The organism is Rhizobium sp. CCGE531, from assembly GCF_003627795.1.
In the GTDB taxonomy this organism is placed as follows: domain Bacteria; phylum Pseudomonadota; class Alphaproteobacteria; order Rhizobiales; family Rhizobiaceae; genus Rhizobium.
Map to the genome: position 1 here is coordinate 2740702 of NZ_CP032684.1, position 22027 is coordinate 2762728.

At 60.1% G+C, this 22027-nt stretch carries 19 protein-coding genes; 8 read left to right on the forward strand and 11 right to left on the reverse strand.

Features of this window, described 5'->3' with window-relative positions; all coding sequences use genetic code 11:
- Positions 1-147 precede the first annotated feature (147 nt).
- Positions 148-1332, reverse strand: coding sequence for a benzoate/H(+) symporter BenE family transporter (locus tag CCGE531_RS13395; RefSeq protein WP_120666812.1), 1185 nt, complete (start codon positions 1330-1332; stop codon positions 148-150).
- A 190-nt stretch (positions 1333-1522) separates the two neighbouring features.
- Here CCGE531_RS13395 and CCGE531_RS13400 point away from each other — a divergent pair, with 190 nt between their 5' ends.
- From CCGE531_RS13400 to CCGE531_RS13410, 3 genes are read left to right on the forward strand one after another with little or no spacing between them, the layout of a single operon-like run.
- Complete coding sequence (locus CCGE531_RS13400) at positions 1523-2308, forward strand: DeoR/GlpR family DNA-binding transcription regulator (protein WP_120664603.1); 786 nt, start codon at positions 1523-1525, stop codon at positions 2306-2308.
- Positions 2309-2330: 22 nt separating this feature from the next.
- Positions 2331-3515 carry an MFS transporter gene (locus CCGE531_RS13405; RefSeq protein WP_120666814.1) on the forward strand — a complete coding sequence of 395 codons (1185 nt, stop codon included), beginning with the start codon at positions 2331-2333 and terminating at the stop codon, positions 3513-3515.
- Entirely contained in the window at positions 3481-3864 is a 384-nt protein-coding gene (locus CCGE531_RS13410; RefSeq protein WP_120664604.1) for a VOC family protein, read from the forward strand. Before CCGE531_RS13405 ends, CCGE531_RS13410 begins: the two co-directional genes overlap by 35 nt.
- Positions 3865-4085: 221 nt before the next feature.
- Here the strand turns inward: CCGE531_RS13410 and CCGE531_RS13415 are convergent, their stop codons facing one another.
- A complete protein-coding gene (locus tag CCGE531_RS13415) occupies positions 4086-4673 on the reverse strand; it encodes an ATP-dependent Clp protease proteolytic subunit (protein WP_120664605.1) in 588 nt (195 codons plus the stop codon).
- Positions 4674-4905: 232 nt separating this feature from the next.
- On the opposite strand from CCGE531_RS13415, the gene CCGE531_RS13420 reads away from it, so the two are divergent.
- The gene (locus CCGE531_RS13420) at positions 4906-5715 is read left to right on the forward strand and encodes a DUF2076 domain-containing protein (protein WP_120666816.1); all 810 of its coding nucleotides are present in this window, start codon (positions 4906-4908) and stop codon (positions 5713-5715) included.
- 56 nt (positions 5716-5771) lie between these two features.
- Here the strand turns inward: CCGE531_RS13420 and queF are convergent, their stop codons facing one another.
- Entirely contained in the window at positions 5772-6236 is a 465-nt protein-coding gene (queF, locus tag CCGE531_RS13425) for a preQ(1) synthase (RefSeq protein WP_120664606.1), read from the reverse strand.
- Entirely contained in the window at positions 6237-7151 is a 915-nt protein-coding gene (locus CCGE531_RS13430; protein ID WP_120666818.1) for a cation diffusion facilitator family transporter, read from the reverse strand. It abuts the gene before it with no gap.
- Positions 7152-7554: 403 nt separating this feature from the next.
- Between CCGE531_RS13430 and bluB the strand changes: the two genes are divergently transcribed.
- On the forward strand, positions 7555-8295 hold the full coding sequence (gene bluB, locus CCGE531_RS13435; RefSeq protein ID WP_245458846.1) for a 5,6-dimethylbenzimidazole synthase: 741 nt from the start codon (positions 7555-7557) through the stop codon (positions 8293-8295).
- Positions 8296-8334: 39 nt separating this feature from the next.
- Here bluB and CCGE531_RS13440 read toward each other — a convergent pair whose 3' ends face one another.
- The 3 genes from CCGE531_RS13440 to CCGE531_RS13450 all read right to left on the reverse strand — a co-directional run bounded on the left by CCGE531_RS13440 (position 8335) and on the right by CCGE531_RS13450 (position 12117).
- Positions 8335-8970: a glyoxalase superfamily protein gene (locus CCGE531_RS13440; RefSeq protein ID WP_120664607.1), complete on the reverse strand. Its 636-nt coding sequence runs from the start codon at positions 8968-8970 to the stop codon at positions 8335-8337.
- Between the two features lie 119 nt (positions 8971-9089).
- Positions 9090-9764, reverse strand: a complete 675-nt coding sequence (locus CCGE531_RS13445) for a TIGR02117 family protein (RefSeq protein ID WP_245459155.1) — start codon at positions 9762-9764, stop codon at positions 9090-9092.
- A 181-nt stretch (positions 9765-9945) separates the two neighbouring features.
- Positions 9946-12117 carry an anthranilate synthase gene (locus CCGE531_RS13450; protein WP_120664608.1) on the reverse strand — a complete coding sequence of 724 codons (2172 nt, stop codon included), beginning with the start codon at positions 12115-12117 and terminating at the stop codon, positions 9946-9948.
- 627 nt (positions 12118-12744) lie between these two features.
- Here CCGE531_RS13450 and CCGE531_RS13455 point away from each other — a divergent pair.
- Positions 12745-13284: a hypothetical protein gene (locus tag CCGE531_RS13455; protein WP_120664609.1), complete on the forward strand. Its 540-nt coding sequence runs from the start codon at positions 12745-12747 to the stop codon at positions 13282-13284.
- Positions 13285-13755, forward strand: coding sequence for a hypothetical protein (locus CCGE531_RS13460; protein WP_120664610.1), 471 nt, complete (start codon positions 13285-13287; stop codon positions 13753-13755).
- A gap of 189 nt (positions 13756-13944) precedes the next feature.
- Here the strand turns inward: CCGE531_RS13460 and CCGE531_RS13465 are convergent, their stop codons facing one another.
- Together CCGE531_RS13465 and CCGE531_RS13470 are read right to left on the reverse strand one after the other, a co-directional pair.
- The gene (locus CCGE531_RS13465; RefSeq protein WP_120664611.1) at positions 13945-15465 is read right to left on the reverse strand and encodes an ABC-F family ATP-binding cassette domain-containing protein; all 1521 of its coding nucleotides are present in this window, start codon (positions 15463-15465) and stop codon (positions 13945-13947) included.
- Positions 15466-15881: 416 nt separating this feature from the next.
- A complete protein-coding gene (locus CCGE531_RS13470; RefSeq protein ID WP_120664612.1) occupies positions 15882-18113 on the reverse strand; it encodes a TonB-dependent hemoglobin/transferrin/lactoferrin family receptor in 2232 nt (743 codons plus the stop codon).
- Positions 18114-18388: 275 nt separating this feature from the next.
- Here CCGE531_RS13470 and CCGE531_RS13475 point away from each other — a divergent pair, with 275 nt between their 5' ends.
- A complete protein-coding gene (locus CCGE531_RS13475; RefSeq protein ID WP_120664613.1) occupies positions 18389-19231 on the forward strand; it encodes an extensin family protein in 843 nt (280 codons plus the stop codon).
- 56 nt (positions 19232-19287) lie between these two features.
- Here CCGE531_RS13475 and CCGE531_RS13480 read toward each other — a convergent pair whose 3' ends face one another.
- Both CCGE531_RS13480 and CCGE531_RS13485 read right to left on the reverse strand, forming a co-directional pair.
- A complete protein-coding gene (locus CCGE531_RS13480) occupies positions 19288-20133 on the reverse strand; it encodes a protein-L-isoaspartate O-methyltransferase (protein ID WP_120664614.1) in 846 nt (281 codons plus the stop codon).
- A gap of 176 nt (positions 20134-20309) precedes the next feature.
- On the reverse strand, positions 20310-21989 hold the full coding sequence (locus CCGE531_RS13485; protein WP_120664615.1) for a formate--tetrahydrofolate ligase: 1680 nt from the start codon (positions 21987-21989) through the stop codon (positions 20310-20312).
- Between the last annotated feature and the right edge of the window lie 38 nt (positions 21990-22027).

Genomic DNA, 22027 nt, shown 5'->3' on the forward strand with positions numbered 1-22027 from the left:
TAAGACCGAGGAGGAGAAGCGAGGTAAGGGCGCGCGTATTGTCACGCAGGGCAACGCGCCCACGTGCAATCTGTTCGGAAATCTTTGCGCCAGTCAACTTCATGGCCGCGCTTATAGCCGCCGGATCGAAAAGAAGCAACCCCTTGCTCACTTCTTCAGCATTTGCACGCCACGCGACAGCGCCAACATCAATCCGCCGGCGATCAGGCCCCAGAAGGCGCCGGAGATGCCGCCGAAGGAAACGCCCGATGCCGTCACGAGAAAAGTAATCGCGGCCGCCTCGCGCGATTCCGGCTGCTGGAAGGCATTCAAGGCGGAATTGGAGAGCGCGCCGACAAGCGCCAGGCCGGCCACCGCCTCGATGAGGATCGGCGGCGCGAGCGCCACGAAAGCCGTAACCGCGCTCGCCAGCAATCCGAAGACGATATAGCCGGATCCGGCGACGATCGCCGCCCAATAGCGCCGCTTGGGGTCGGCATGGGCATCCTGTCCGGCGCACATGGCGGCGGTAATGGCAGCAAGATTGACGGCATGGCCGCCGAAAGAAGCGGCAAGGAGCGAAAACACGCCGGTCACGGCAAACAGCGGACCGGGCTTGGGATCGTAGTCATGCACCTTCAGCACGGCGATGCCGGGGATGTTCTGCGATGCCATCGTCACGATGAATAGCGGCAGCGCAACGGAAACGACGCCGGCGAGCGTGAAGACCGGTTTCACGAATTCGACCGTCGGCAGCAGCGAATGTCCGAGCGAGGCGAACGCGCCGTCCGGTATCTTCACGCCGAAGGCCAGCACCAGCGCAAAGGCGGCAAGCGCCGCCGGCACGGCCCATAGCCGCTTAAACGCGCCGACGACGATCCAGGCCAGGATGATCGGCAGACCGAAGGCGGGATTGAAGGCAATCGCCTTGACGGGCGCAAAACAGAGACCGAGCAGGACACCCGCCAGCATGGCGTTGGCAAGCGGCGCTGGGATGGAGGCCACCGCTCGGCCGAAAGGCCGGAACAGCCCGGCAATGACGATCAACAGGCCGCAAATGAAAAACGCCCCGACAGCCGCCGGAAAGCCGCCCTCGATCGCCCCTGCACTTGCGAGCAGCGCCGCGCCCGGCGTCGACCAGGCAATGCTGATCGGGAGCTTTGTCACCGCGCTGAGCACGATCGCGCAAACGCCCATCGCGACCGAAAGCGCCGTCAGCCCGGATGCCGCCTGAGCGTCCGTGGCGCCTACGACCTGCAGGCCATGGAAGACGACGGCGAAGGAGCTGGCAAAGCCGACAAAGGCCGTGAGGCATCCCATGAACAGGCTTTGGATGGAAAAATCTTTGAGCATGGCGGCGGAGACTCGAGGGCGATGATCGATTGAACTCGCATGGAGCATCACAAGCATCGGACGTGCAAGTGCAGTTTCCGGACGAAGTGACAGCGGCAAGCCGAACCGAGGTCGCATATATCAAGCGCGATTCAAATCGTGTATAAATGCGGAGATTGACTCTCTTGTTTATACACGTTACTGCACGATTATGAGCGATTCACTCCCATTGTCCCGCCGGGATGTCATCGAAGCGCGGCTTGCAGAGGGGCGGCAGATCATCGCCGCATCACTCGCAACCGAGTTCAACGTATCCGAAGATGCCGTGCGCCGCGATCTGCGGGCGCTTGCCGCGGAGGGTAAATGCCGCCGCGTCTATGGCGGCGCTCTCCCTCTCCTGACGCCGTCGCAGCCCATGGCCGTACGGGTCGGACAGGAATCCGGTCGTAAGAGAGCCTTGGCCAAGGCCGCCGTCGCGATGATCGAGCCGGGCGAATTCCTGTTTTTCGACAGCGGCAGCACGAATCTCACAATGGTGGATCTGCTGCCGAAAAACCTGGAAGCGACGATCGCGACGAATTCCATCGACATAGCAAGTGCCATCATGAAACGCGGCGATATTCCGCTCGTCCTGATCGGCGGCGCGGTCGATCCCGTCGTCGGCGGCAGCGTCGACGCGTCAGCGGTCGCGGCCATCGAAGCCATGAACATCGACCGCTGCTTCCTGGGTGTTTGCGCCGTTTCGGCAAGAAACGGCATCAGCGTGTACGAACATGCGGACGCGATCTTCAAACGGATGCTGCTCAAGAGAAGCGCATCGCGCATCGCATTGATTACCTCGGAGAAGTTTCACGAGCGCGCACCGCATCGCATCGGCGGCGCTGGCGATATCGATTGGCTTGTTGTCGAGGATGATCTGCCCGCCGAAGACGAAAGGGTGGCTGTCGAGGCCGGCTTCTCGCTCGTGAAGGCGAGCGACGTCACCTCATCCTCCTGATCTCGAAAGACAAGGAATGACCATGCAATCCACCGATCGGCCGGAAACCCGGCTGGCAACACGACTTGCCTTTCTGGTTGGGGGTTTTGCCCTCGCCTGCTGGGCTCCCCTTGTCCCATTCGCCAAGGAACGTCTCGGGGTCGATGACGGCGTGCTGGGCATGCTGCTGCTTTGCCTCGGCCTGGGTTCGGTGGCGGCGATGCTGGCGACCGGCATGCTGAGCGCGCGATATGGCAGCAAGCCGATCATCATCGCCAGCGGCCTCGGCCTCGCGCTCACTTTGCCGACACTGGCCGTGGCAGGCACGCCGTTCACCCTTGGCGTGGCGCTGGCGGCCTTCGGCGCCTGCCTCGGATCGCTCGACGTTGCCATGAACATCCACGCCGTCGAGGTCGAGAAGGGCGCGGACCGGCCGCTGATGTCCGGCTTCCATGCGCTGTTCAGCATCGGCGGCTTCATCGGCTCCCTGCTCGTCACGCTGCTGCTGTCGATCAAGGCCGGCCCCCTCGCCGCCACGCTTCTAGGCTCGGCCGTGATGGTCGTCGCCATGATCGTCGCATGGCCACGGTTGCTGCGGACCGTCCCATCTGAGGACGCGCCGCTTTTCGTCATGCCACGCGGCTTCGTGCTGCTGCTCGCCGCGCTGGCAGCGATCACCTTCCTCGTCGAAGGCGCGATCCTCGATTGGAGCGCTCTGCTTCTCACCACGCAGGGCCAGGTCGATACGAGCCATGGCGGCCTTGGCTACATGCTGTTTGCGATTGCGATGACGGTGGGCCGCCTGAGTGGCGACGCCATCACCGCAAGGGTCGGAGACAGGGCGGTCATGCTATGGGGCGGCATCGTCGCGGTGGCGGGCTTTGCCATCCTCCTCCTCAGCCCGATCACGATCCTCGCCATGAGCGGTTTCCTGCTGATCGGGCTCGGCGCCGCCAACATCGTGCCCGTGCTCTTCCGCAAGGGCGGCGCGCAAAAGGTCATGCCGGCGGGCCTTGCCGTCGCGGCGATCACCATGACGGGATATGCCGGCGTGCTGGTCGGCCCCGCCGGCGTCGGCTTCGCGGCGGATCATATTGGCCTGCCCGGTGCCTTCTGGATGCTCGCCGCACTCCTCTGCGTCGCACCTCTCTGCGCTGGCATTGTGACCCGCCATCAAGATCAGGGAGAGGCAGATGCGCATCGCTCATACCGCTCTATGGACGCGTGACCTCGATGCGGCGGCCGATTTCTGGAGGACCTATTTCGGCGCGACCGTCGGCGAACCATATCAAAGCCTGCGCCGCCCGGGCTTCGTCTCCCGTTTCGTTCATCTGGCCGAGGGTGCCGATCGGATCGAGCTGATGACGGGTCCCTGGCTTGCTGCCGACAGGCAGGATGAGCGCATCGGCTGGGATCATATCGCCGTGTCGCTCGGGGATCGGGCATCCGTCGATGCACTGGCCGAGCGATGCCGGGCGGATGGCTGCCTGAAATCCGCGCCCCGCACGACAGGCGACGGCTTCTACGAGGCCGTCATCACGATGCCGGACGGAACACTGGTCGAGATCACTTCGTAGGCGGCGGTCGGCAAACTCCGCACGGTTCGCAGCTTAAAGCCTTCCAATTCGCCGCCCCCGAAACGTTGCAATCTCCTGGTGGCAAAGGCTGGCGGCGGGTTCTCTCGCCGCCAGCTCTTTTTCTCCCGTCGAAGCGAATGCAATCCCGTCATCTCAAAAAGAAGCCCTCGCCTGCCTTCCGGCAAGCGAGGGCGCTGAATTTCAACAGACAAACCGCTAGATCAGATATCCGCCTGGGAGATCACGATGCGCGAGACCAGGCCGTAGGCCTTGGCTTCCTCGGCGGAGAGCCAGTAGTCGCGGTCAGTGTCCTTGGCGATCTTTTCGATCGGCTGGCCGGTGGCTTCCGAGAAGATTTTGTTCAGGCGCTCGTTCATCTTGATGATCTCGCGTGCCTGGATTTCGATGTCGGAGGCCATGCCGCGCGTGCCGCCGGACGGTTGATGCAGCAGGAAGCGCGTGTTCGGCAGGCAAATGCGGCGCTCCTTCGGAGCAGAGACATAGATCAGCGCACCGGCGGAAGCGACCCAACCCGTGCCGATCATCCAGACCTTCGGCTTGATGAACTTGATCATGTCATGAATGGAATCGCCTGACTCGACGTGGCCGCCGGGCGAGTTCACATAGATGCGGATGTCTTCGTCGCTGGCGGCGGCAAGTGCTACGAGCTGCGAGCAGACCTTCAGCGCCAGTTCCTGCGTGATGCCGCCATAGATGAAGATCGAACGCGACTTGAAAAGATTCGCCTCCGCGTCCTTGCCCAAAGGCAGCTCGGTCTTCTTGTCTTCCTGTTCGTCTTCGTCGTTCATTCAACTCTCCAGCATGATGCGTCGTTCACCGCACATAGTGCGACTCAATGCGTAAAACAATGCTGGAAAAAGACAAGGCGGGAATAGCGCTGGGGAACATGGTCTTATGGTTGCGGATTACCGAAATGTAACTTGAATGGCTTTGAAAAGCCGAGATTGGATATTACGTCAGGTCAGCGCGGTCGAGGATCGCGCCCCGAATTTACAGCAACAGATAGCCAAGGAGGCCATCATGTCGCCTGAAGAACGTCAATTGCTCACCTCTCTCTTCGATCGCGTCCGCACGGCATCCAATACCCAGCGCGACGCCGATGCTGAGGCCTTTATCAACCAGACGGTCCGCGACCAGCCCTATGCGCCCTATTTCCTGGCGCAGGCCGTCATCATGCAGGAACAGGGCATGAAGGCGGCCGCCGATCGCATCCAGCAGCTTGAGGCGCGCGTGCACGAGCTCGAGCAGCAAGGCGCCGACAATCATCCGCAGGGCCAGAGCGGTGGCTTCCTGGGCGGGATAGGCTCGCTCTTCGGCGGCGGCCAGCAACAGCGCACCGCCGCTCCGCAGGGCGGCAATCCGCAACAGCAGGGCCGCCTTTATGACGATTATGCCCGCAACGCGCCTCAGCCTCAGCCCGGCCCCTGGGCAAGCCAGCCGCAGCCGCAGCCGTCAGGCCCATGGAGCCAGCAGGCAGCGGCCCCTTCGGCCGGCGGTAGCTTCCTGCGCGGTGCGCTTGGCACGGCAGCCGGCGTCGCCGGCGGCGTGATGCTGGCGGAATCGCTCTCCAGCCTCTTCAGCCCGCATCTCGGCGGCACGGCGGCAAGCAGTGGTCTCGGCGGCCTCTTCGGCGGCACGGCGGCAGCCAACCCAGCCGAACAGCCCGTTCAGGAAACAATCATCAACAACAACTATTTCGGCAATGACGACAATAGCGATCAGAATGATCAGAGCGCGGCCGATTACGCCCAGGACGCTGCCCAGGACGCTCAGGACGACGCCAATGACGATTCGTTCGACAACAGCGGCGACGACAGCTCGTTTGCTTGAAGCCAATCGTCGAGCCGATGAAAAAGCCGCCATCCCCGGATGGCGGCTTTTTCAATTCAGCCTCGGCCGCGATAGGGCTGCACACCCTGATCCGGCAGCCAGACGCCTTCCGGCGGCTTGCCGGTCTGCCAGAAAACATCGATCGGAATGCCGCCGCGCGGATACCAGTAGGCGCCGATGCGGAGCCACTTCGGCTGCAGCAGATCCACCAGCCGCTTTGCGATATAGATCGAGCAATCCTCGTGGAATGCGCCGTGATTGCGGAAGGAATGTAGGAAAAGCTTCAGCGACTTCGATTCCACCAGCCACTCGTTCGGAATGTAGTCGATGACGATATGGGCAAAATCGGGCTGTCCCGTTATCGGGCAGAGCGAAGTGAATTCGGGCGCGGTGAAGCGCACGACATAATCGGTACCGGCGTGGCCGGACGGCACCTTCTCCAGAACCGCTTCTTCGGGATTTCTGGCGGTTTCCGTCTGGTTGCCGAGCATCGACAGGCCGGACACATCGGTCTTTGGCATCTATGTCTCCTTGATCACTTTGACGCGGATGCCATGGGCCTTCTCGCCCTCCGGCTCCACGTGAATGGTTATTTCTGCCCCCGCATGGATCGCCCGTATGGCATCTTCAAGGCGGTCGCAGATGCGATGCGCATCGCGGACCGGCATGGCAGCCGGCACGACCATGTGAAAATCGACGAAAGTGACAGCCCCCGCCCTGCGCGTCTTCAGATCATGAACGCCAAGCGACCCCTCCGCGTTCCTGGCGATCGCATCCTTGATGGTCTCCTCCTCCTCCGGCAGCACGGCCTTATCCATCAACCCGTCGATCGAACTGGAGATGACCCTCCAGCCCTGGTAGAGAATGTTGATGGCAACGAGAATGGCAAGCACAGGGTCGAAGATCGGCTGGCCGGTGCCGAGCGCCAGCAACAGGCCGATGAGAACGCCGATCGAGGTATAGACGTCGGACATGATGTGCTGACCGTCCGCCGTCAGTGCCGGCGAGCGGTGCGCCTTACCCGCGCGGATCAGCGTCAGGGCCCAGATGCCGTTGATCACGCCTGCGACGAAGTTGATTGCCAGACCGAGCACCGGCGCCTGCATCGGCTGCGGGTTGCCGAGGTGCCCGACCGCTTCCTGCACGATCATCACCGCCGCAACGACGATCATCACGCCTTCGGTGACCGCGGACAGATATTCCGCCTTGTGGTGGCCGAAGGGATGGTCGTGATCAGCCGGCTTCTGCGCGTAGCGGATGACGAAGAAGGCGATGAAGGCCGCAACGACATTGACGAGCGATTCAAGCCCGTCGGACAGAAGCGCCACCGAGCCCGTCAGCCACCAGGCCAGTATCTTCAGCCCCATGACACCGAGCGACAGGGGAATACCCCACAGGGCAAGCCGCCTGATCGTATCGTTTCCCTGACTGTTCATGCCCTTCTCCAGTGTCTTCCACGCCTGCTCATGCGAATGAATTGCAAGAAAAGCGCCATTGAAATGCAAAACCGCCCGCGCGAGTTTCGCGCAGGCGGTTTGTTGACGTTCATATGATGCACAGCGCCGCATTTGTCAAAGGAAGTGTCTTTTTCCGCATGGCAATTCATCCTTGATACGCGGATTGAACGAAGCGCAGCCTTGGGGTTCGGGCCGAAGCATGAGCAAGATTTGGCGCAAACCGCCGTTCCGCGACAATTGGAAGCCGATTACGCACTCGCCTGTGGAAAATCATGCTGGTAATTTCGCTCGTGATTGCGCACTAAGCTGGGCATCAGCCCGATGTGCAAGGGTCGGCAGCCTCGGCCGAGGAACCGTCGCTCTTACGAAACCATGGTTGAATATGTCTGATCTTGAAAATGCTGCCGATGCTGCGCCTCTGACTGCTGACACCCACGCCAGCCCGTCAGAGCACCTGGTCGTGGCGGGTGCATTCTCTGAAGAAGAGCGCAGCGCCGTCTATCGTGCCATCGAAACCCGCCGTGACGTGCGCGACCAGTTCCGCTCGGATCTCCTGCCCGACGATCTCGTCAGGCGCTTGCTCGAGGCAGCCCACTCGGCGCCGTCGGTCGGATTCATGCAGCCATGGAACTTCATCCTGATCCGTCAGCCGGAGACGCGCGAGCGCGTCTGGCAGGCGTTCCACCAGGCCAACGAGGAAGCCTGCGCGATGTTCGAGGGCGATCGCCGCGCGCAATATCAACGGCTGAAGCTCGAGGGCATCCGCAAAGCGCCGCTCAGCATCTGCATTACCTGCGATACCAAGCGCGGCGGCCCCGTCGTGCTTGGCCGTACGCATAATCCGGACACCGATGTCTATTCGACTGTCTGCGCCGTGCAGAACCTATGGCTGGCCGCACGAGCCGAGGGCATCGGCGTCGGCTGGGTCAGCATCTTCCACGAGGACGCCATCAAGGCGATCCTCGGCATACCCGAGCACGTCAAGATCGTCGCATGGCTCTGCGTCGGCTATGTCGACGAGCTCTACGACATGCCGGAGCTCGCCGTGAAGGGATGGCGCGAGCGCCTGCCGCTCGACAAGCTGGTCTTCGAGGAAGGCTGGCAGGACTGCGACGACATGTAAGGGCCGCCGCTTTCCGGCAGCCCTCGGCGAATCCAACCGTCACGATCTGAATGCGACGAACGAGATCACGTTGCCATCCGGGTCGCGCACATGGAAATCGGTGCCGCCCCATGCCTGCTTGGTGAGCGGCTGCGCGAACTCGACGCCTTTCTTCTTGAACTCCTCGAATAGTCCCTGGACATTCGAAACCTCGATCGAAGCGAGGATGAGCGACCCCTCCTTCGCCGCAGCAGCGGCAAAATAAGGCTCGTAGACAAGCCGCAAGTGGATACAGATGCCGTCACGCGACACCGCGCCATAGAACGGCGGCGCCCCATGCAAGAACTCCTCCGCGAAACCGAGCTTCTCCCTGAAGAAGGCCGCGCTTGCGGTCACGTCCCGCACGAAAAGGATCGGCACCACACTCTTGAAAACCGGCGGTTTCGTTGATTGGGCCGGCATCTTCGGCGCATCCACGGCCACGGCCTTCAATTCGGCCCAGCTCCCGTGGCCCGCTTCGACCGCAACGATCTCCTGCGCCAGCGTCAGGGGGAATTTCATTGCCAGGATCTCGCGATCCGTCAGCGCGCGGAAACGATCGAGCGTTCGAACTCTCCCGCCAATGGAATAATCACGATCACGGTGCCAGCGCATCAAGAGCTTGGCTTGTTTACGGTAAGTATCGAGGGTTGGCATGGGCAGACTCCTGCTGAGGACAATCAGCGGGCAGGCTTAGCCCTTTCGGCCCCAATGCCGATGTGCCCCACAGGAACGAAGCAAAGACTAGGCTGCAACCTACGGCAAGTCAAACCACGTCACGGCAGAGCATGGCTTGCAGCAAATCGCCCATCCTCATTATGCAGGCGTAGAGACAAGCGCAGCATTACAGGCAACGCCGTCCAAAAGCCCGAGGTCAGACCCGCCTGTCTCAATGCAGCAGCCGTCCAGGTATTGCATCCCATGAGCGCATTGAAATATCCCCGCGCTTCGAAGAACGCATCATTCGGTCCGTAATTGCTGCCAGGTAGCGCCACCGGCCCGCCATCTGACTGTTCGAAACTGGCAAGAATGAACCTTTTGAGCCGTTCCAGCCCTTCGGCATCGATGTTGATGACGGTGACAGCCGAAGCATCCAGCGGAATATCGCCCGCCAGTTCCGCATGAATGACGGAACGGTCCAGCGCGAAGCTCTTCAACACAGGGCCGGCCTTCAACTCAGCCCATGTCCGCGTCTCCGTATAGAAACTCCGGCCGCCCCAGCCGAAGACGAGATAGCGCAGGTTCGGATTGTTGAGATCAAGCCCGGCGGTCCGCAGGAATGCGAATCGGCTCAGGAGATCACCATCGACGGGGATGGCGATATCCGTATGGATGGGGTTGCTGAGCATGAGGATTTGCTGGGCGCGCCCGGTGCGTGCAGCCGCCTCGTCGTGCCAGAGCGGCCGCGGCACGAGGATGCCGAGACCAGCGAGCGTCACGACGATAAGCACGGCGAAGAAAACGCCCTTGAATATTCTTGAAATCACCGACTGACAGCCCCCACCGACCGCAAATCTCTTCTGCGGTTTGGTGGCTCTTTCAAGGCAGAAAAATACCCCACGCACTTTTTCCGAGTGCATGGGGTATCCAAATTCCGGGACTACAGGCTCTCGCCTCAGGCGGCCTTCGTCTTCACCGCCGCGCCAGATGCGCCACCACATTCTCGATCATCCGCATGCCGGCATCGCCGCCGAGCGTCATGATCGATTCCGGGTGGAACTGCACGGCCGCGATCGGCTCCTTCACATGCTCGATGCCCATGATCGTGCCGTCCTCGCTTTCGGCCGTGATCGTGAAATCACGCGGCAGGCTCGACGGATCGGCAAAGATCGAGTGATAGCGGCCGACCGTCACTTCGCGGCCGAGACCGGAGAAGACCAGGCCTGGCTCCAGCACGCGGATGCGCGAGGGCTTGCCGTGCATCGGGATCGCCAGATGGCGCAACTCGCCGCCATAGGCTTCGGCAAGCGCCTGCAGGCCCAGGCAGACGCCGAAGATCGGCAGGTTGCGCGCCCGCGCCTTCTTGATGGTCGCCTTGCAATCGAAGTCCTTCGGATTGCCGGGACCCGGCGACAGCACGACCAGATCCGGGTCCAGCCGGTCGAAGACCTCTTCCGGCACCGGCGTGCGCACGGTCGAAACCGTCGCGCCCGTCTGGCGGAAATAATTGGCGAGCGTATGGACGAAGCTGTCCTCGTGGTCGACGAGCAGGATCTTCACCCCCTTGCCGACGGAGGCGACGTCACGTTGCTGTTTGCCGGAATTGCCGGTCTTGGCATCACGGATGGCGGAAAGCATGGCGGAGGCCTTCAGTTCGGTTTCGGCTTCTTCTTCCTCGGGGATCGAGTCGTTGAGCAGCGTCGCGCCGGCGCGCACCTCGGCAATGCCGTCCTTGATGCGAACGGTGCGCAGCGTCAGACCGGTGTTCATATCGCCATTGAAGCCGACCATGCCGATCGCGCCGCCATACCAGGCGCGCGGGCTCTTCTCGTGGCTCTCGATGAAGCGCATCGCCCAAAGCTTCGGCGCGCCGGTGACGGTGACGGCCCAGGCGTGGCTGAGGAAGCCGTCGAAAGCATCCATGTCGTCGCGCAGGCGTCCCTCGATATGGTCGACCGTGTGGATAAGGCGCGAATACATCTCGATCTGCCGGCGACCGATGACCTTGACCGAACCCGGCTCGCAGACGCGGCTCTTGTCGTTGCGGTCGACATCGGAGCACATGGTCAGCTCGGACTCGTCCTTCTTGGAATTCAGGAGCTTCAGGATCTGCTCGCTGTCGGCGATCGGATCGTCGCCGCGCTTGATCGTGCCCGAGATCGGGCAGGTCTCGATGCGGCGGCCGGAAACGCGCACGAACATTTCGGGCGATGCGCCGACGAGATATTCCTGATTGCCGAGATTGATGAAGAAGGAATAGGGCGAAGGGTTGATCGCCTTCAGCCGCTTGGAAATATCGGACGGCTTGCTCTCGCAGCGCTCCATGAACTTCTGACCGGGCACGACTTCGAAGAGATCACCCTTGCGGAAGCTCTCCTTCGCCTTGACCACCAGTTCGGCATATTCGCCAGGGCGATGATCGCTCTTCGGCGGAATGGCGTCGGTGTGGCGGAACGGCTCGGATGCTATTTCGCCGGACTTGCCTTCGGTGGAGATGCCGCCCTTGGCGAAATCGTAACGATCGATCCAGGCCTTGGCGGAATAGTTATCCACCACCAGGATTTCGTCCGGCAGGTAAAGCACCATGTCACGCTGGTCGTCCGGGCGCTTGAGCTTCAGATCGATCGCGTCGAACTGGAACGCCAGATCGTAGCCGAAAGCGCCATAGAAGCCGATGCTGGCATCGGCCTGCGAATAGAATAGATCGGTCACGGCGCGCAGCACCGTGAAGACCGTCGGCATCTTCGAGCGCTCCTCCTCGGTAAAGACGCGATCCGGCGTCTTTACAGTGAGCTCGAGCCGGCGGTCCGTGAAAGCGCCGAGCATCAGTTCGGAAACCGTCTTCAGCTTCTCCGTGATGAAGCCAAGAATGACTTCGCCACGCTCGTTATAGGCTTCGATCCAGACATCGCGCCCGTTGCAGGACAGGCCGAGCGGCGGATCGACGACAGCGGTGTCCCAACGCGTATAGCGGCCGGGATATTCGTAATTGGAGGAGAAGACGGCGCCGCGGCGCTCGTCGAGCTTGTCGATATAGGACGAAACCGCATCCGCATAGGGCGTCGACCGACGCTGCCGGGTGACGGTGATGCCGCCCTTCGTCTCATAGATTTCCGCACCATCATCCCGAAGGATCGTTACCATTGTTCCTCACTCCGTTATCGGGCCCGGATGACAGGCGGCCTTTATAACAAAAAAGCCGCCTCGAAATCTCGGGCGGCTCACTCGTGGTCTTTGAACACGATTGGTCGAGGCCGCCTCAGCGAGCCCACCACCAAACTGCAATGTTGTTCAAGGACATGTTCATGGCGGGAATTGTTAGCGTGAGATGCCGCGATGCGCAAGCGGAAGATGGAAGGAAAGTTTTCTAAGGGAGATACGAGGAGTGAGGTTCTTGAAGCTGCGCGCTGTCAAACTTACAACCAATATTAGCCACTCAATACCCGAACCGGCGCCATAACAAGCTAATCTAGCAAATTATACGAATAACCATTGATGCGACGACTGATATATCTGAGTGAAATCCAAAACCGCTCTACAGTTAATTATACTCGGAATATATAGAATATGTTAAACCATAGGCAAGCTACGGCAAGCATCAAGGATAAATCTTCGCAATTGACTCTTTGAGCGTCGCCGCCCGTATCATTTTTTGAGTACAAAACCGTCAATGCTTTTCGCCCTGCATAGGACGCTATTCTCATGACAAGCGATCAAATCGTTGCAGTGTCATCACGCATGGCAAAATATTGAGAGGAAGGTAGGGACCTAATGAGAAATCAGTTCGTCAGCGCAATCATTTTCGTAGCATCTTTCATTCCGGGAGCCGCGACGGCTCAAGAGAATGGCCCGATAATCATTCCGGAACAGCTTCAAAAGCTTGCCTTGGAGTTTCCCATCGCCAAGCGTCTGGATATCGATTGGAATAAGGCAGAACCGAATGATGCTGGGCGATACCTCGGCTTTTTAGCAGCCGTCAACCAAGTGGCAATCACAGTCGCAAACAGTCACGATCGAAAGGAACCAAATGACGTGGACTTTCTTGCCGCTCTATCGATCCAATGCATCTGGCCAACTAATAAACCGCCATTAGTCGAAAAATCGTGGCCTTTCCAAGAGGCTGCTTTCTACAATGCAACTGTCAGGGAAGCTATACTCAAAGCGGTAGGGCCATCAGCGAAAGACCTTCCCGATCGCATAGAAAAATTGGGGACGGTCGCCTACGCTGCATCTGGTGGGGACCTTCCGACGCAACCAGACCAATATTATAAGAGTGTCTTCGACGCCCAAAGCCTGACCGGTAGCAAGTAGATGCCAGAGTCTCTCGCCAACATAGCTTTGTTTCTCGCAAAGTGGCCCGTTCTCGACGCTATACTGGGCATCCTTTGGTTCAGAAGCGTTCTTGCTGCATGGAGCGGCTATACGCCGCCTGGCGAAAAAGACAATGAGGATGAGCGAAATCTTGGTGCGACGGTCATTCTTGCACAGCTCAATGGTGCTCTCACGACTGCTTCGATCATCGTTGCTGGTGTTGGCGCATTTGTCGCTCTCACGCCAGAGAAGCTCGAAATGTTCACTGTGGCCCATTTGAGAACAGCGGCGGTCTTTGCAGTGATTGCCTTGTGCAGTACCGCGTACACCATGGCCATTCTACCATCACGCACGCCAAACACGAATTTTGTTCGTTCCAAGGAGGTTGCCCTTCTTAGTACCATACCCCTTATAGGCGTGACCTTCGCCGGCGTACGTTTTGCCTGCGCTATTTGGGCATACCTTAGCTAGCGGTTGAACAAGTTCGGACCATGAACGTAGTGTCAGTTAAGCGTGTGCTTTGACTTTGAGGATTGGGCTACAGCCTTAAGGTTTGAAGGTCGCTCCATCCCGTTCACTCACCAGAGGCGAGATAATTCCCTACCATACGAAGCCAGCCCTTGGGCTTGGAGCATCTCGTCCGCCAGGGCCGGCTCCCCTTCACCCCATTCCCGCCGCTTCGAAGAAGTCTTCCGGCCCATCAACCTCGACCAGCCGTTTCCGGTCGATCAGCCAGAAGCGATTGCCGACCGATCGCACGAAGCTGCGATCGTGCGAAACGAGAAGGCAGCTTGCCTCACTTGCCGTCAGCTCGCCCTCCAGTGCCTCCTGGCCATCGATATCCAGATGGTTGGTCGGCTCGTCCAGGAGGTAGAAGTTGGGATTGGTGAGCCGCAACGCCAGCATGGCAAGCCGCGCCTTCTGCCCGCCGGACAGGCGGCCGATCTCCCGTCCATGCATGTCGATGCCGATACCGACACCGACCAGCAGAGTACGGGCGCGCTGCTCACCGAGCTCGAACAGACGCGTGATCATGCCGAGCGGCGTGTCCTTCTGACCGAGATTGGAGAGTGCCTGATCGCTGTAGCCGAGCACCAGAGACGGCGTCGGCTTGATTGCGCCGCCGACAGACGGATCAGCAATCGCCCTGCGGATCATCTCGACGAACCGCGTCTTGCCCGCGCCATTCTGCCCGAGCAGCACGATGCGATCGCCCTGGCAAATCCACTGCTGGCCCGTCTTGAAGAGAAGCGTGCCGTCAGGCGTCGTCACGGCAGCATCTTCCAGCGTCAGAAGCACCTTGGCCTGGATGCCGCGATTAGCGAGCTTGATCGAGCCGGAGGAGCGTTCGCGGTAGCCCGGTCTCGCGCTGTCCTCCAGCCTCTCGGCCCTCGCCTTCAACTGCTTCGTCTTGACCGTCAGCAGATCGCTGCCCGAGTTGACGCCGAGATTGTTGAGCTTGGCGGCCTGCTTGCGCAGCTGCTGCGCCGTCTTCATTTCCTTCTGGTAACGACGCTCATCGGAGGCATCGACCTCGTCCAGCGCCGCCCGCGCCCGGCTATACGGCAGGGCGTAGGTCTGCGGCTGGTCCTGACGCAGGAAGAGGGTCCGGTTGCAGACGGCATCGAGGAAGGCACGGTCGTGGCTGGCGATGATGACAGGCACGTCACGCGGCAAGGCGTTCAACCAGTCCTCCAGCAGCGCGATCTTGGCAAGATCGAGATGGTTGGTCGGCTCGTCGAGCAGCAGCATGTCGGGCTCGGTCACCCAGACGCGGGCAAGCATGGCAAGCCGCTGCCAGCCGCCGCTGAGCTGAGCCAGCGTCCTCTCCCGCATCGCCGCGGGTACATCGAGCGAATCGAGAGTGACATCGACGCGCCAGCTCTCGCTCGCGATCTGCTCTTTCGGCAAAGCACACAGGACGGCATCGCAGAAGGAAACATCCAGCAGACTTGCCGGCACATTCTGTTCGACATAGCCGACGCGGAGGCCGCGGGCGCGGGTAATATCGCCCGTGGTCGGCTCCTGCCTGCCCGCGATGCAGTTGAGCAATGTGGTCTTTCCGCGTCCGTTCGCGGCGACGATGCCGACGCGATCGCCGGCATCCACGGTGAAGTTGAGGTTGGAAAACAGCGGCGCACTCATGGTGACGCCCAGGTTACGGAGATTGATCAGAGTCATGGTCTTTTCCGGTCTCGATCGAGCTTCCCCAGACATCGCCGGCGGTTCCTTGCCGCGCTACGTCGATGTCGATGGCCATATCGGCCATTGCTCGAAAACATGTCATGACGCGGCCGTGCGGATACGCAGGCTCACGTCGCCCAAGGGGGCAGACCAGAAGGAATGAGTGAGTAACAGCCTCTGATCAGCCCTGCAAACGCATCTGCAGGGCACGAGTCGGACCGAACTGGCGAATATGCCAGACTATCTTGGTCATAGGGTCCTCCTCTCTTCTCTCTCGGCGGTTAAAGACTACGTGGTTCGAATAGCACCGGACGCCGCCATTTACAATTGCACGGATCGCCGGATGCCATGCAGGAGGGAAAAAAGAGGCGATGCCGAAGCATCGCCCAAGTGAGCTGCATCGAAGTAACAGCTTAGAACCGCTGCGTCAGTGTTAGCTTGAAGGTCCGGCCGGGCTCGGAATAATAGGAAGCAGGCTGGGTTAGCGTGCCGCTGTAGGACGGCGCGTTGAGAGCGTCGTAATAGGTCTTGTTGAAGATGTTGTAGACGCCGCCGCGAATGCTGAGGCCCTTCACCTGCTCCGGCTCCCACCAGGCTGTGAGGTCGAATATACCGTAGGCAGGGGTCTGCAGGGTATCGCCCGTCTTCTTCGCCTCGCGAGCCGCAGTGATGAAGGTCAGGTCCGTTCCCCAGACTTCGGTCGCATAGCCAACGGTGAAGGCTGCCTTGGCCGGAGCGACAGAATTGATCCATTGACCGGTGTCGGAATCCTTGCCGTTGACATAGGCAAGCGCGCCCTTGACGTGGATGCCGTTGTCGAACTTCTTGTGCGCATTGACCTCGATGCCGAACATTCGGACGTTGGCGCGGTTGAAGTATTCGGTAATCCCAAGCGGATAGGTGCCGGTCGGATCGCGATAGTTCAATGTGTCGATGAAGTTCTTGTACTTGTTATAGAACGCACCGACATGGCCGCCGAAATCGTCATCGCCGAGATTGGTGCCGATCTCGATGCCGTTGCTGGTCTCCGGCTTCAGGTCGGGATTGCCGATGTTGACGTAGCCACCGGGCACGCCGTAGTTCACGTAGAGCTCGCTGACGTTAGGCGCGCGGAAGGCCATCGCCCACTGCGCATAGAGCTCGACATTGTCCTGCGGCTGATAGGATGCACGCAGCTTCGGCGAGAAGCGGCTGTCGGATTGCCCCGGGGGCAGGCCATTGTAGTTGGCGCTGTCACGATAGGCAGCCGTGTTCTTCGGCGAGTAATCATACCAATCGAAGCGCAAGCCCGGCGTCAGATAGAAGTTGCTGGAGCCCAACTCGATCTTGTCGTCGATGAAGGCGCCGACGCGCTTGCCGTCGATATCGGGCATGTCGGACTGGTTGGTATGCAGGAATGCACAAGTAGCGCGCCAACGCGGATTGCTGCAGCTATCCCTACCGGCCGAATACTGATGAACCTTGTCGAACGCGACATCGAGACCGAAAGTGACCTCGTGATGCAGGCTGCCGGTGTCGAAAGACTTCGATGCGTTGCCGCTAAAGCCGATACTGCGGTCTTCCATTTCATTGAGGCGAGAATAGTCGCCGATAACGGAAGTGTACCGGTAACCTACAGTACCGGTTTCACGCACGAGATTCTGCCAGTAGAAAACGGCATTGGCAGTATCAAGCAACGAATCGGCGCTATCGGCTTCATACTTGTAATCGAGCGACACACGATTGCGCTCGATATTGTCTGTCCCATTGTAGTTGCCGGGACGGAAGTTTCCGGTCGGGCTCTGCAGGGTCATCAGATCGGTGTCTTTGTCCTTGTTGTAGTGCTCGGCCGTAATGCCGAAGGTGCCGACATCGGTATATTGGCGGATCTTGAACAGGCCGCTTCTCTGATTGTAATCGGCCGGATTCGCTTCGGTACGCTTGGTCGAATAGCCGCCGACATCGCCATTGTTCTCAAGCTCGTGGCCATGCGTGTAGCCACCCTGAAAGAGAACGGCCGTATTGTCGATACGCTTGGCAACGGCTGCTGCGCCGCCGACGCTGCGGTCGTCGCCATTGTAACCGAACTTGAAGACGCCGCCCCAGGTGGAGCCGGGCGTGATCAGATCTTCCGGCTCCAGCGTGCGCAGCACGAAGGCGCCGCCGAGAGCCCCCGAACCGGCACGGCTCGAATCGGCACCGCGCACGACGTCGACGCTGGAAAGCGCGTTGAAATCGAAGCTGTTAATACCACCATCGGAGTCGCGAGACGCATCGAGAAGAAAAGGAATCTGGATGCCGTCGACCGTCGTCAGCACGCGGTCATCACCGAGGCCGCGAATATTGACGCCGCCGGTAGTGCGATTGAAGCCAACGCCGACTTCCGTGCTGCGGCCCAAGTCCTCGATACGCGTAATCTGGTTGTCGTCGATGTCCTTGGCCGTCGTCTCGCTGGCGGTCGGGGAGTCGGCAAGCGCATCCTTGTTGGCCTTGCCCTTCCCCTTCACCACGATCGGTTTCAGATTGGTAACGCGGTCGCCCTTGGCGGCCTCGCCCGCCGCGTCTTCATTTTGAGCGGCTGTTTGCGCAAAAGAAGTCGTTGCCAGCCCGAGAGCGAGAAACGTTGTGCATGCCAAAAGAACCGAGCGTGAGCGCCGGACAACCATAACCATTCCTTTCGAAGGCTTTACCGGGCTGGCTGGTTGCTGCGTCGAATGCAGGCAAGGGGCTGGCTAGGTTAGTTTTGTCAATGAGACGGAAATATTCCGCCTTCTTTCTGCCGCATAAAAAACATGAGTATTATTGTCAATATATATTGCTCCGATAATCATGAATAAAATTATCATGTTTAAAGGTGAGAGACGAACGTTGCTGAATTGCAACGAAATCGCGATCTCAAGCGTTCTAGCGACACCATCATTAGAATTGGCTGAATTATTTGATGTTGTTTAGAACCATTTCACTAACCTCCGCCGTCACCCTACTCATGGCCGCTTCTCTTCCGCAGACCGGCCCGATACCAGAACAAAAGCCGGATCAGGAACAGGCACAGCCAAGCGGCGCGCCGCCGATCCCGGCAGAGAAGCCTGTCACATCTCCGGACAAACCTGTCGTTCCGGCGGAAAAGCCGAGTGCTGAACCGGAGGAAAAACCGGCAACCCAGCCAGAGGAGCAGACGACGGGCGAGATGCAAGGTCCCCCTCGCCCACCTCTGACCGTCGCCACCGAACCGGATGAGGAACACCAGGCATGCCTGAAGGAACTGACCGCGATGGAAGCAACCTTCAAGGAAATTCCCCGCATCGACGACGGCAACGGCTGCGGCATCGACAAGCCGATCTCGCTTGCTTCGCCGCTGCCCGGTATCGAGTTCAAACCTGAAGGGGAGATGCGCTGTGAAGCAGCCCTGGCCTTGGCCCAATGGATGAAGGAGAGCGTGATCCCATCGGCCGCGGCATTGGACGACGGCAAGATCGTCACCGTCAACCAGGCTTCGACCTATGTCTGCCGCCTGCGCAACAATGCCTCCACCGGCAAGATCTCGGAGCATGCCCGCGGCAATGCCATCGATGTCGCAAGCTTTACCTTCGAGAACGGCAAGATCATCGCAATCGAGCCTCGGCGCGAAGATCCGACGATGACAGGCGCATTCCAGCGCGCAGCCAGCGCCTCCGCCTGCCTCTATTTCACCACCGTCCTCGACCCGGAGAGCGACGCAGCCCACGAAACCCATTTCCATCTCGATGTCATCGAAAGGAACGGCGGCTTTCGCTACTGCCACTAAAACCACATCGATCAATCGACGGTTCGACCATCGTCAAAACCCCGACGGCAACCGGCTCATACTCCAATGCCGGCATTCGAGAACCAGACCTCCCGGTAGATCGCAACGGCCGTTTCATCGGGCGCACGCTCCTCGGTCAGCCAGATGGACCGGATGGATCGGGCCTCGCCCCCATTTGGAATTTTAGTGGATTGGGCTGGATCCGACGCGCCGATGCATGGAATGAAATAAGCAGGCATCAAAGCGCGAGCACTGAATCCGATATCCCCCCGCGTGATCACGACGGCAAGCCCGACCTTCTCGTTCGCCTGCCAGGGCACGATGAGCCGGCCTCCGGGCCGCAACGCCTGCAGCCATGACTTCGGCGGCGCCACCACGCCGGCACTCACATAGATCAGATCCGCATCCGGAAGCTCGAACGAAGTCGCATCGGCGCAGATGACGGAAACGTCTTTATAGGAGGCGAGATTGCCGCGCGTGCGGCGGGCCAATGCCTCATCGATCTCGATGGCATGGACATGGCCGCCCGGTGTCACAAGCGTCGAGAGAATGGCGGTGTAGTACCCCGTTCCCGTACCGATCTGGACGACGGTTTCGCCGGGCTTGGGTGCGACGGCTCCCAAGAAGGCGGCGTGAAGAAACGGCTCGCCATTGTTGATGCCCTTCGATCTGTCCAGGGAGACCAAAACATTCTGGTAGAGAAAGGTGGGGTCGTCGCTCGGCGTTTCGAGATAGCGTCCGTTGACTACGATCTCCCATGGTCCCGGCCCCATGAAGGCTTCACGCCGCACCAGGCGGAAGGCCTGTTCCAGCCTTTCATCCGCCGAGTTGCTGGCGGCGGCCATCATCCTTGCATGGAAAGCGCGTATATCGTCCAGGCTGACACGGCTGTTCGAAGTCACGATCTGCCTCCGCTCTCATATGCGATGATGCCGATCTCCGTTGTCGATTGTGTTGCCGGTGGCGTCAAGCGAACGGACGCGTTTTCTCCTTGGACGGCATCGCAATCCGCGGCAGATCGTGTCGGGCCGGCAGAGAAACTGAATTCGAACGACGTCAGTTGAATCAGATTCTGAACTTAAAACAGTCCCTCTATATAACCGTGATCATTGAGGAAAATCCTTTCGGCCGAAGGTGATTTCGGCAGGCCTGGCATGGTCATGATCTCGCCGGTAATGACGACGACGAAGCCGGCGCCGGCTGAAAGCCGCACTTCGCGAATGGGCACGATGTGCCCCTCGGGGGCGCCGCGAACGGTCGGATCGGTCGTGAAGGAATATTGCGTCTTCGCCATGCAAACAGGCAGATGCCCGTAGCCCTGGTCCTCCCAGGACCGGAGCTGATCGCGCACGGATTTGTCGGCCGTGACCTCGCCGGCATGATATATCTTCGAGGCGACGATCTCGATCTTCTCCAACAGGGAAAGATTGTCGGGATAGAGCGGCTGGAATTTCGCCTGGCCGGATTCGGCGAGTTCCACCACCTTGTGTGCGAGGTCGACAATCCCCGCCGAGCCCTCGGCCCAATGCCGGCAGAGGATCGCCTCGGCGCCGAGCCGCGCGACATAATTCTTCAGCGCCTCGATTTCGGCTTCGGTATCGGAGACGAAATGATTGATGGCCACGACGACGGGCACGCCGAATTTGCGGACATTGGCGACGTGCCGGCCGAGATTGGCGCAGCCCTTGACAAGGGCATCGACATTCTCCTTGCCGAGATCGTCCTTCTTGATGCCGCCGTTCATCTTCAGCGCCCGCACGGTCGCGACGATAACGGCCGCATCCGGTGAAAGGCCGGCCTTCCGGCATTTGATGTCGAAGAATTTCTCGGCGCCGAGATCGGCGCCGAAGCCCGCTTCCGTCACTACATAATCGGCAAGCTTGAGCGCCGTGCGCGTGGCGATCACCGAATTGCAGCCGTGGGCGATATTGGCGAAGGGGCCGCCGTGCACCAGCGCCGGATTGTTCTCCAGCGTCTGGACGAGGTTCGGCTGCATCGCATCCTTCAGAAGTACCGCCATCGCGCCGTCGGCCTTCAAGTCGCGGGCATAGACGGGCGTGCGGTCTCGGCGATAGCCGATGATGATATTGCCCAGCCGCTTTTCCAGATCCTTGAGATCGGTGGAAAGACAGAGGATCGCCATGACCTCCGAAGCGACCGTGATGTCGAAGCCGCCTTCGCGCGGAAAGCCGTTCGCGACGCCACCGAGCGAGGATACGATGTCGCGCAATGCGCGATCGTTCATATCCATCGCGCGGCGCCAGGTGATGCGCCGGATGTCGATATTCTGCTCGTTGCCCCAATAGATGTGGTTGTCGACCAGCGCGGCAAGCAGATTATGGGCCGAAGTGATCGCATGGAAATCGCCGGTGAAGTGGAGGTTGATGTCTTCCATCGGAATGACCTGCGCGTAACCGCCGCCGGCCGCCCCACCCTTCACGCCGAAGCAGGGGCCGAGCGATGCCTCGCGCACGCAGACGACAGCCTTCTTGCCGATACGGTTCAGACCGTCGCCGAGGCCGACCGTCGTGGTGGTCTTTCCCTCGCCCGCGGGCGTTGGATTGATCGCCGTGACGAGGATCAGCTTGCCGTCTTTCTTGTCGGCTTGCGTCGCGATGAACCCGGCACCGATTTTTGCCTTGTCGTAGCCGTAGGGCGCTAGATCTTCCGCGGGAATGCCAAGCTTGGCGCCAATCTCGATAATCGGCAGTTTCTTTGCCGCACGAGCGATTTCGATATCCGATGCCACCGCCGCCATTAGATTCGCCCCAAACATACGGTCATTTCCTTGTCGGG

Coding starts and splice junctions, on each gene's coding strand:
- CCGE531_RS13395 (WP_120666812.1), bottom strand. CDS start 1,332: ATGCTCAAAGATTTTTCCATCCAAAGCCTGTTCATGGGATGCCTCACG.
- CCGE531_RS13400 (WP_120664603.1), top strand. CDS start 1,523: ATGAGCGATTCACTCCCATTGTCCCGCCGGGATGTCATCGAAGCGCGG.
- CCGE531_RS13405 (WP_120666814.1), top strand. CDS start 2,331: ATGCAATCCACCGATCGGCCGGAAACCCGGCTGGCAACACGACTTGCC.
- CCGE531_RS13410 (WP_120664604.1), top strand. CDS start 3,481: ATGCGCATCGCTCATACCGCTCTATGGACGCGTGACCTCGATGCGGCG.
- CCGE531_RS13415 (WP_120664605.1), bottom strand. CDS start 4,673: ATGAACGACGAAGACGAACAGGAAGACAAGAAGACCGAGCTGCCTTTG.
- CCGE531_RS13420 (WP_120666816.1), top strand. CDS start 4,906: ATGTCGCCTGAAGAACGTCAATTGCTCACCTCTCTCTTCGATCGCGTC.
- queF (WP_120664606.1), bottom strand. CDS start 6,236: ATGCCAAAGACCGATGTGTCCGGCCTGTCGATGCTCGGCAACCAGACG.
- CCGE531_RS13430 (WP_120666818.1), bottom strand. CDS start 7,151: ATGAACAGTCAGGGAAACGATACGATCAGGCGGCTTGCCCTGTGGGGT.
- bluB (WP_245458846.1), top strand. CDS start 7,555: ATGTCTGATCTTGAAAATGCTGCCGATGCTGCGCCTCTGACTGCTGAC.
- CCGE531_RS13440 (WP_120664607.1), bottom strand. CDS start 8,970: ATGCCAACCCTCGATACTTACCGTAAACAAGCCAAGCTCTTGATGCGC.
- CCGE531_RS13450 (WP_120664608.1), bottom strand. CDS start 12,117: ATGGTAACGATCCTTCGGGATGATGGTGCGGAAATCTATGAGACGAAG.
- CCGE531_RS13455 (WP_120664609.1), top strand. CDS start 12,745: ATGAGAAATCAGTTCGTCAGCGCAATCATTTTCGTAGCATCTTTCATT.
- CCGE531_RS13460 (WP_120664610.1), top strand. CDS start 13,285: ATGCCAGAGTCTCTCGCCAACATAGCTTTGTTTCTCGCAAAGTGGCCC.
- CCGE531_RS13465 (WP_120664611.1), bottom strand. CDS start 15,465: ATGACTCTGATCAATCTCCGTAACCTGGGCGTCACCATGAGTGCGCCG.
- CCGE531_RS13470 (WP_120664612.1), bottom strand. CDS start 18,113: ATGGTTGTCCGGCGCTCACGCTCGGTTCTTTTGGCATGCACAACGTTT.
- CCGE531_RS13475 (WP_120664613.1), top strand. CDS start 18,389: ATGTTGTTTAGAACCATTTCACTAACCTCCGCCGTCACCCTACTCATG.
- CCGE531_RS13485 (WP_120664615.1), bottom strand. CDS start 21,989: ATGGCGGCGGTGGCATCGGATATCGAAATCGCTCGTGCGGCAAAGAAA.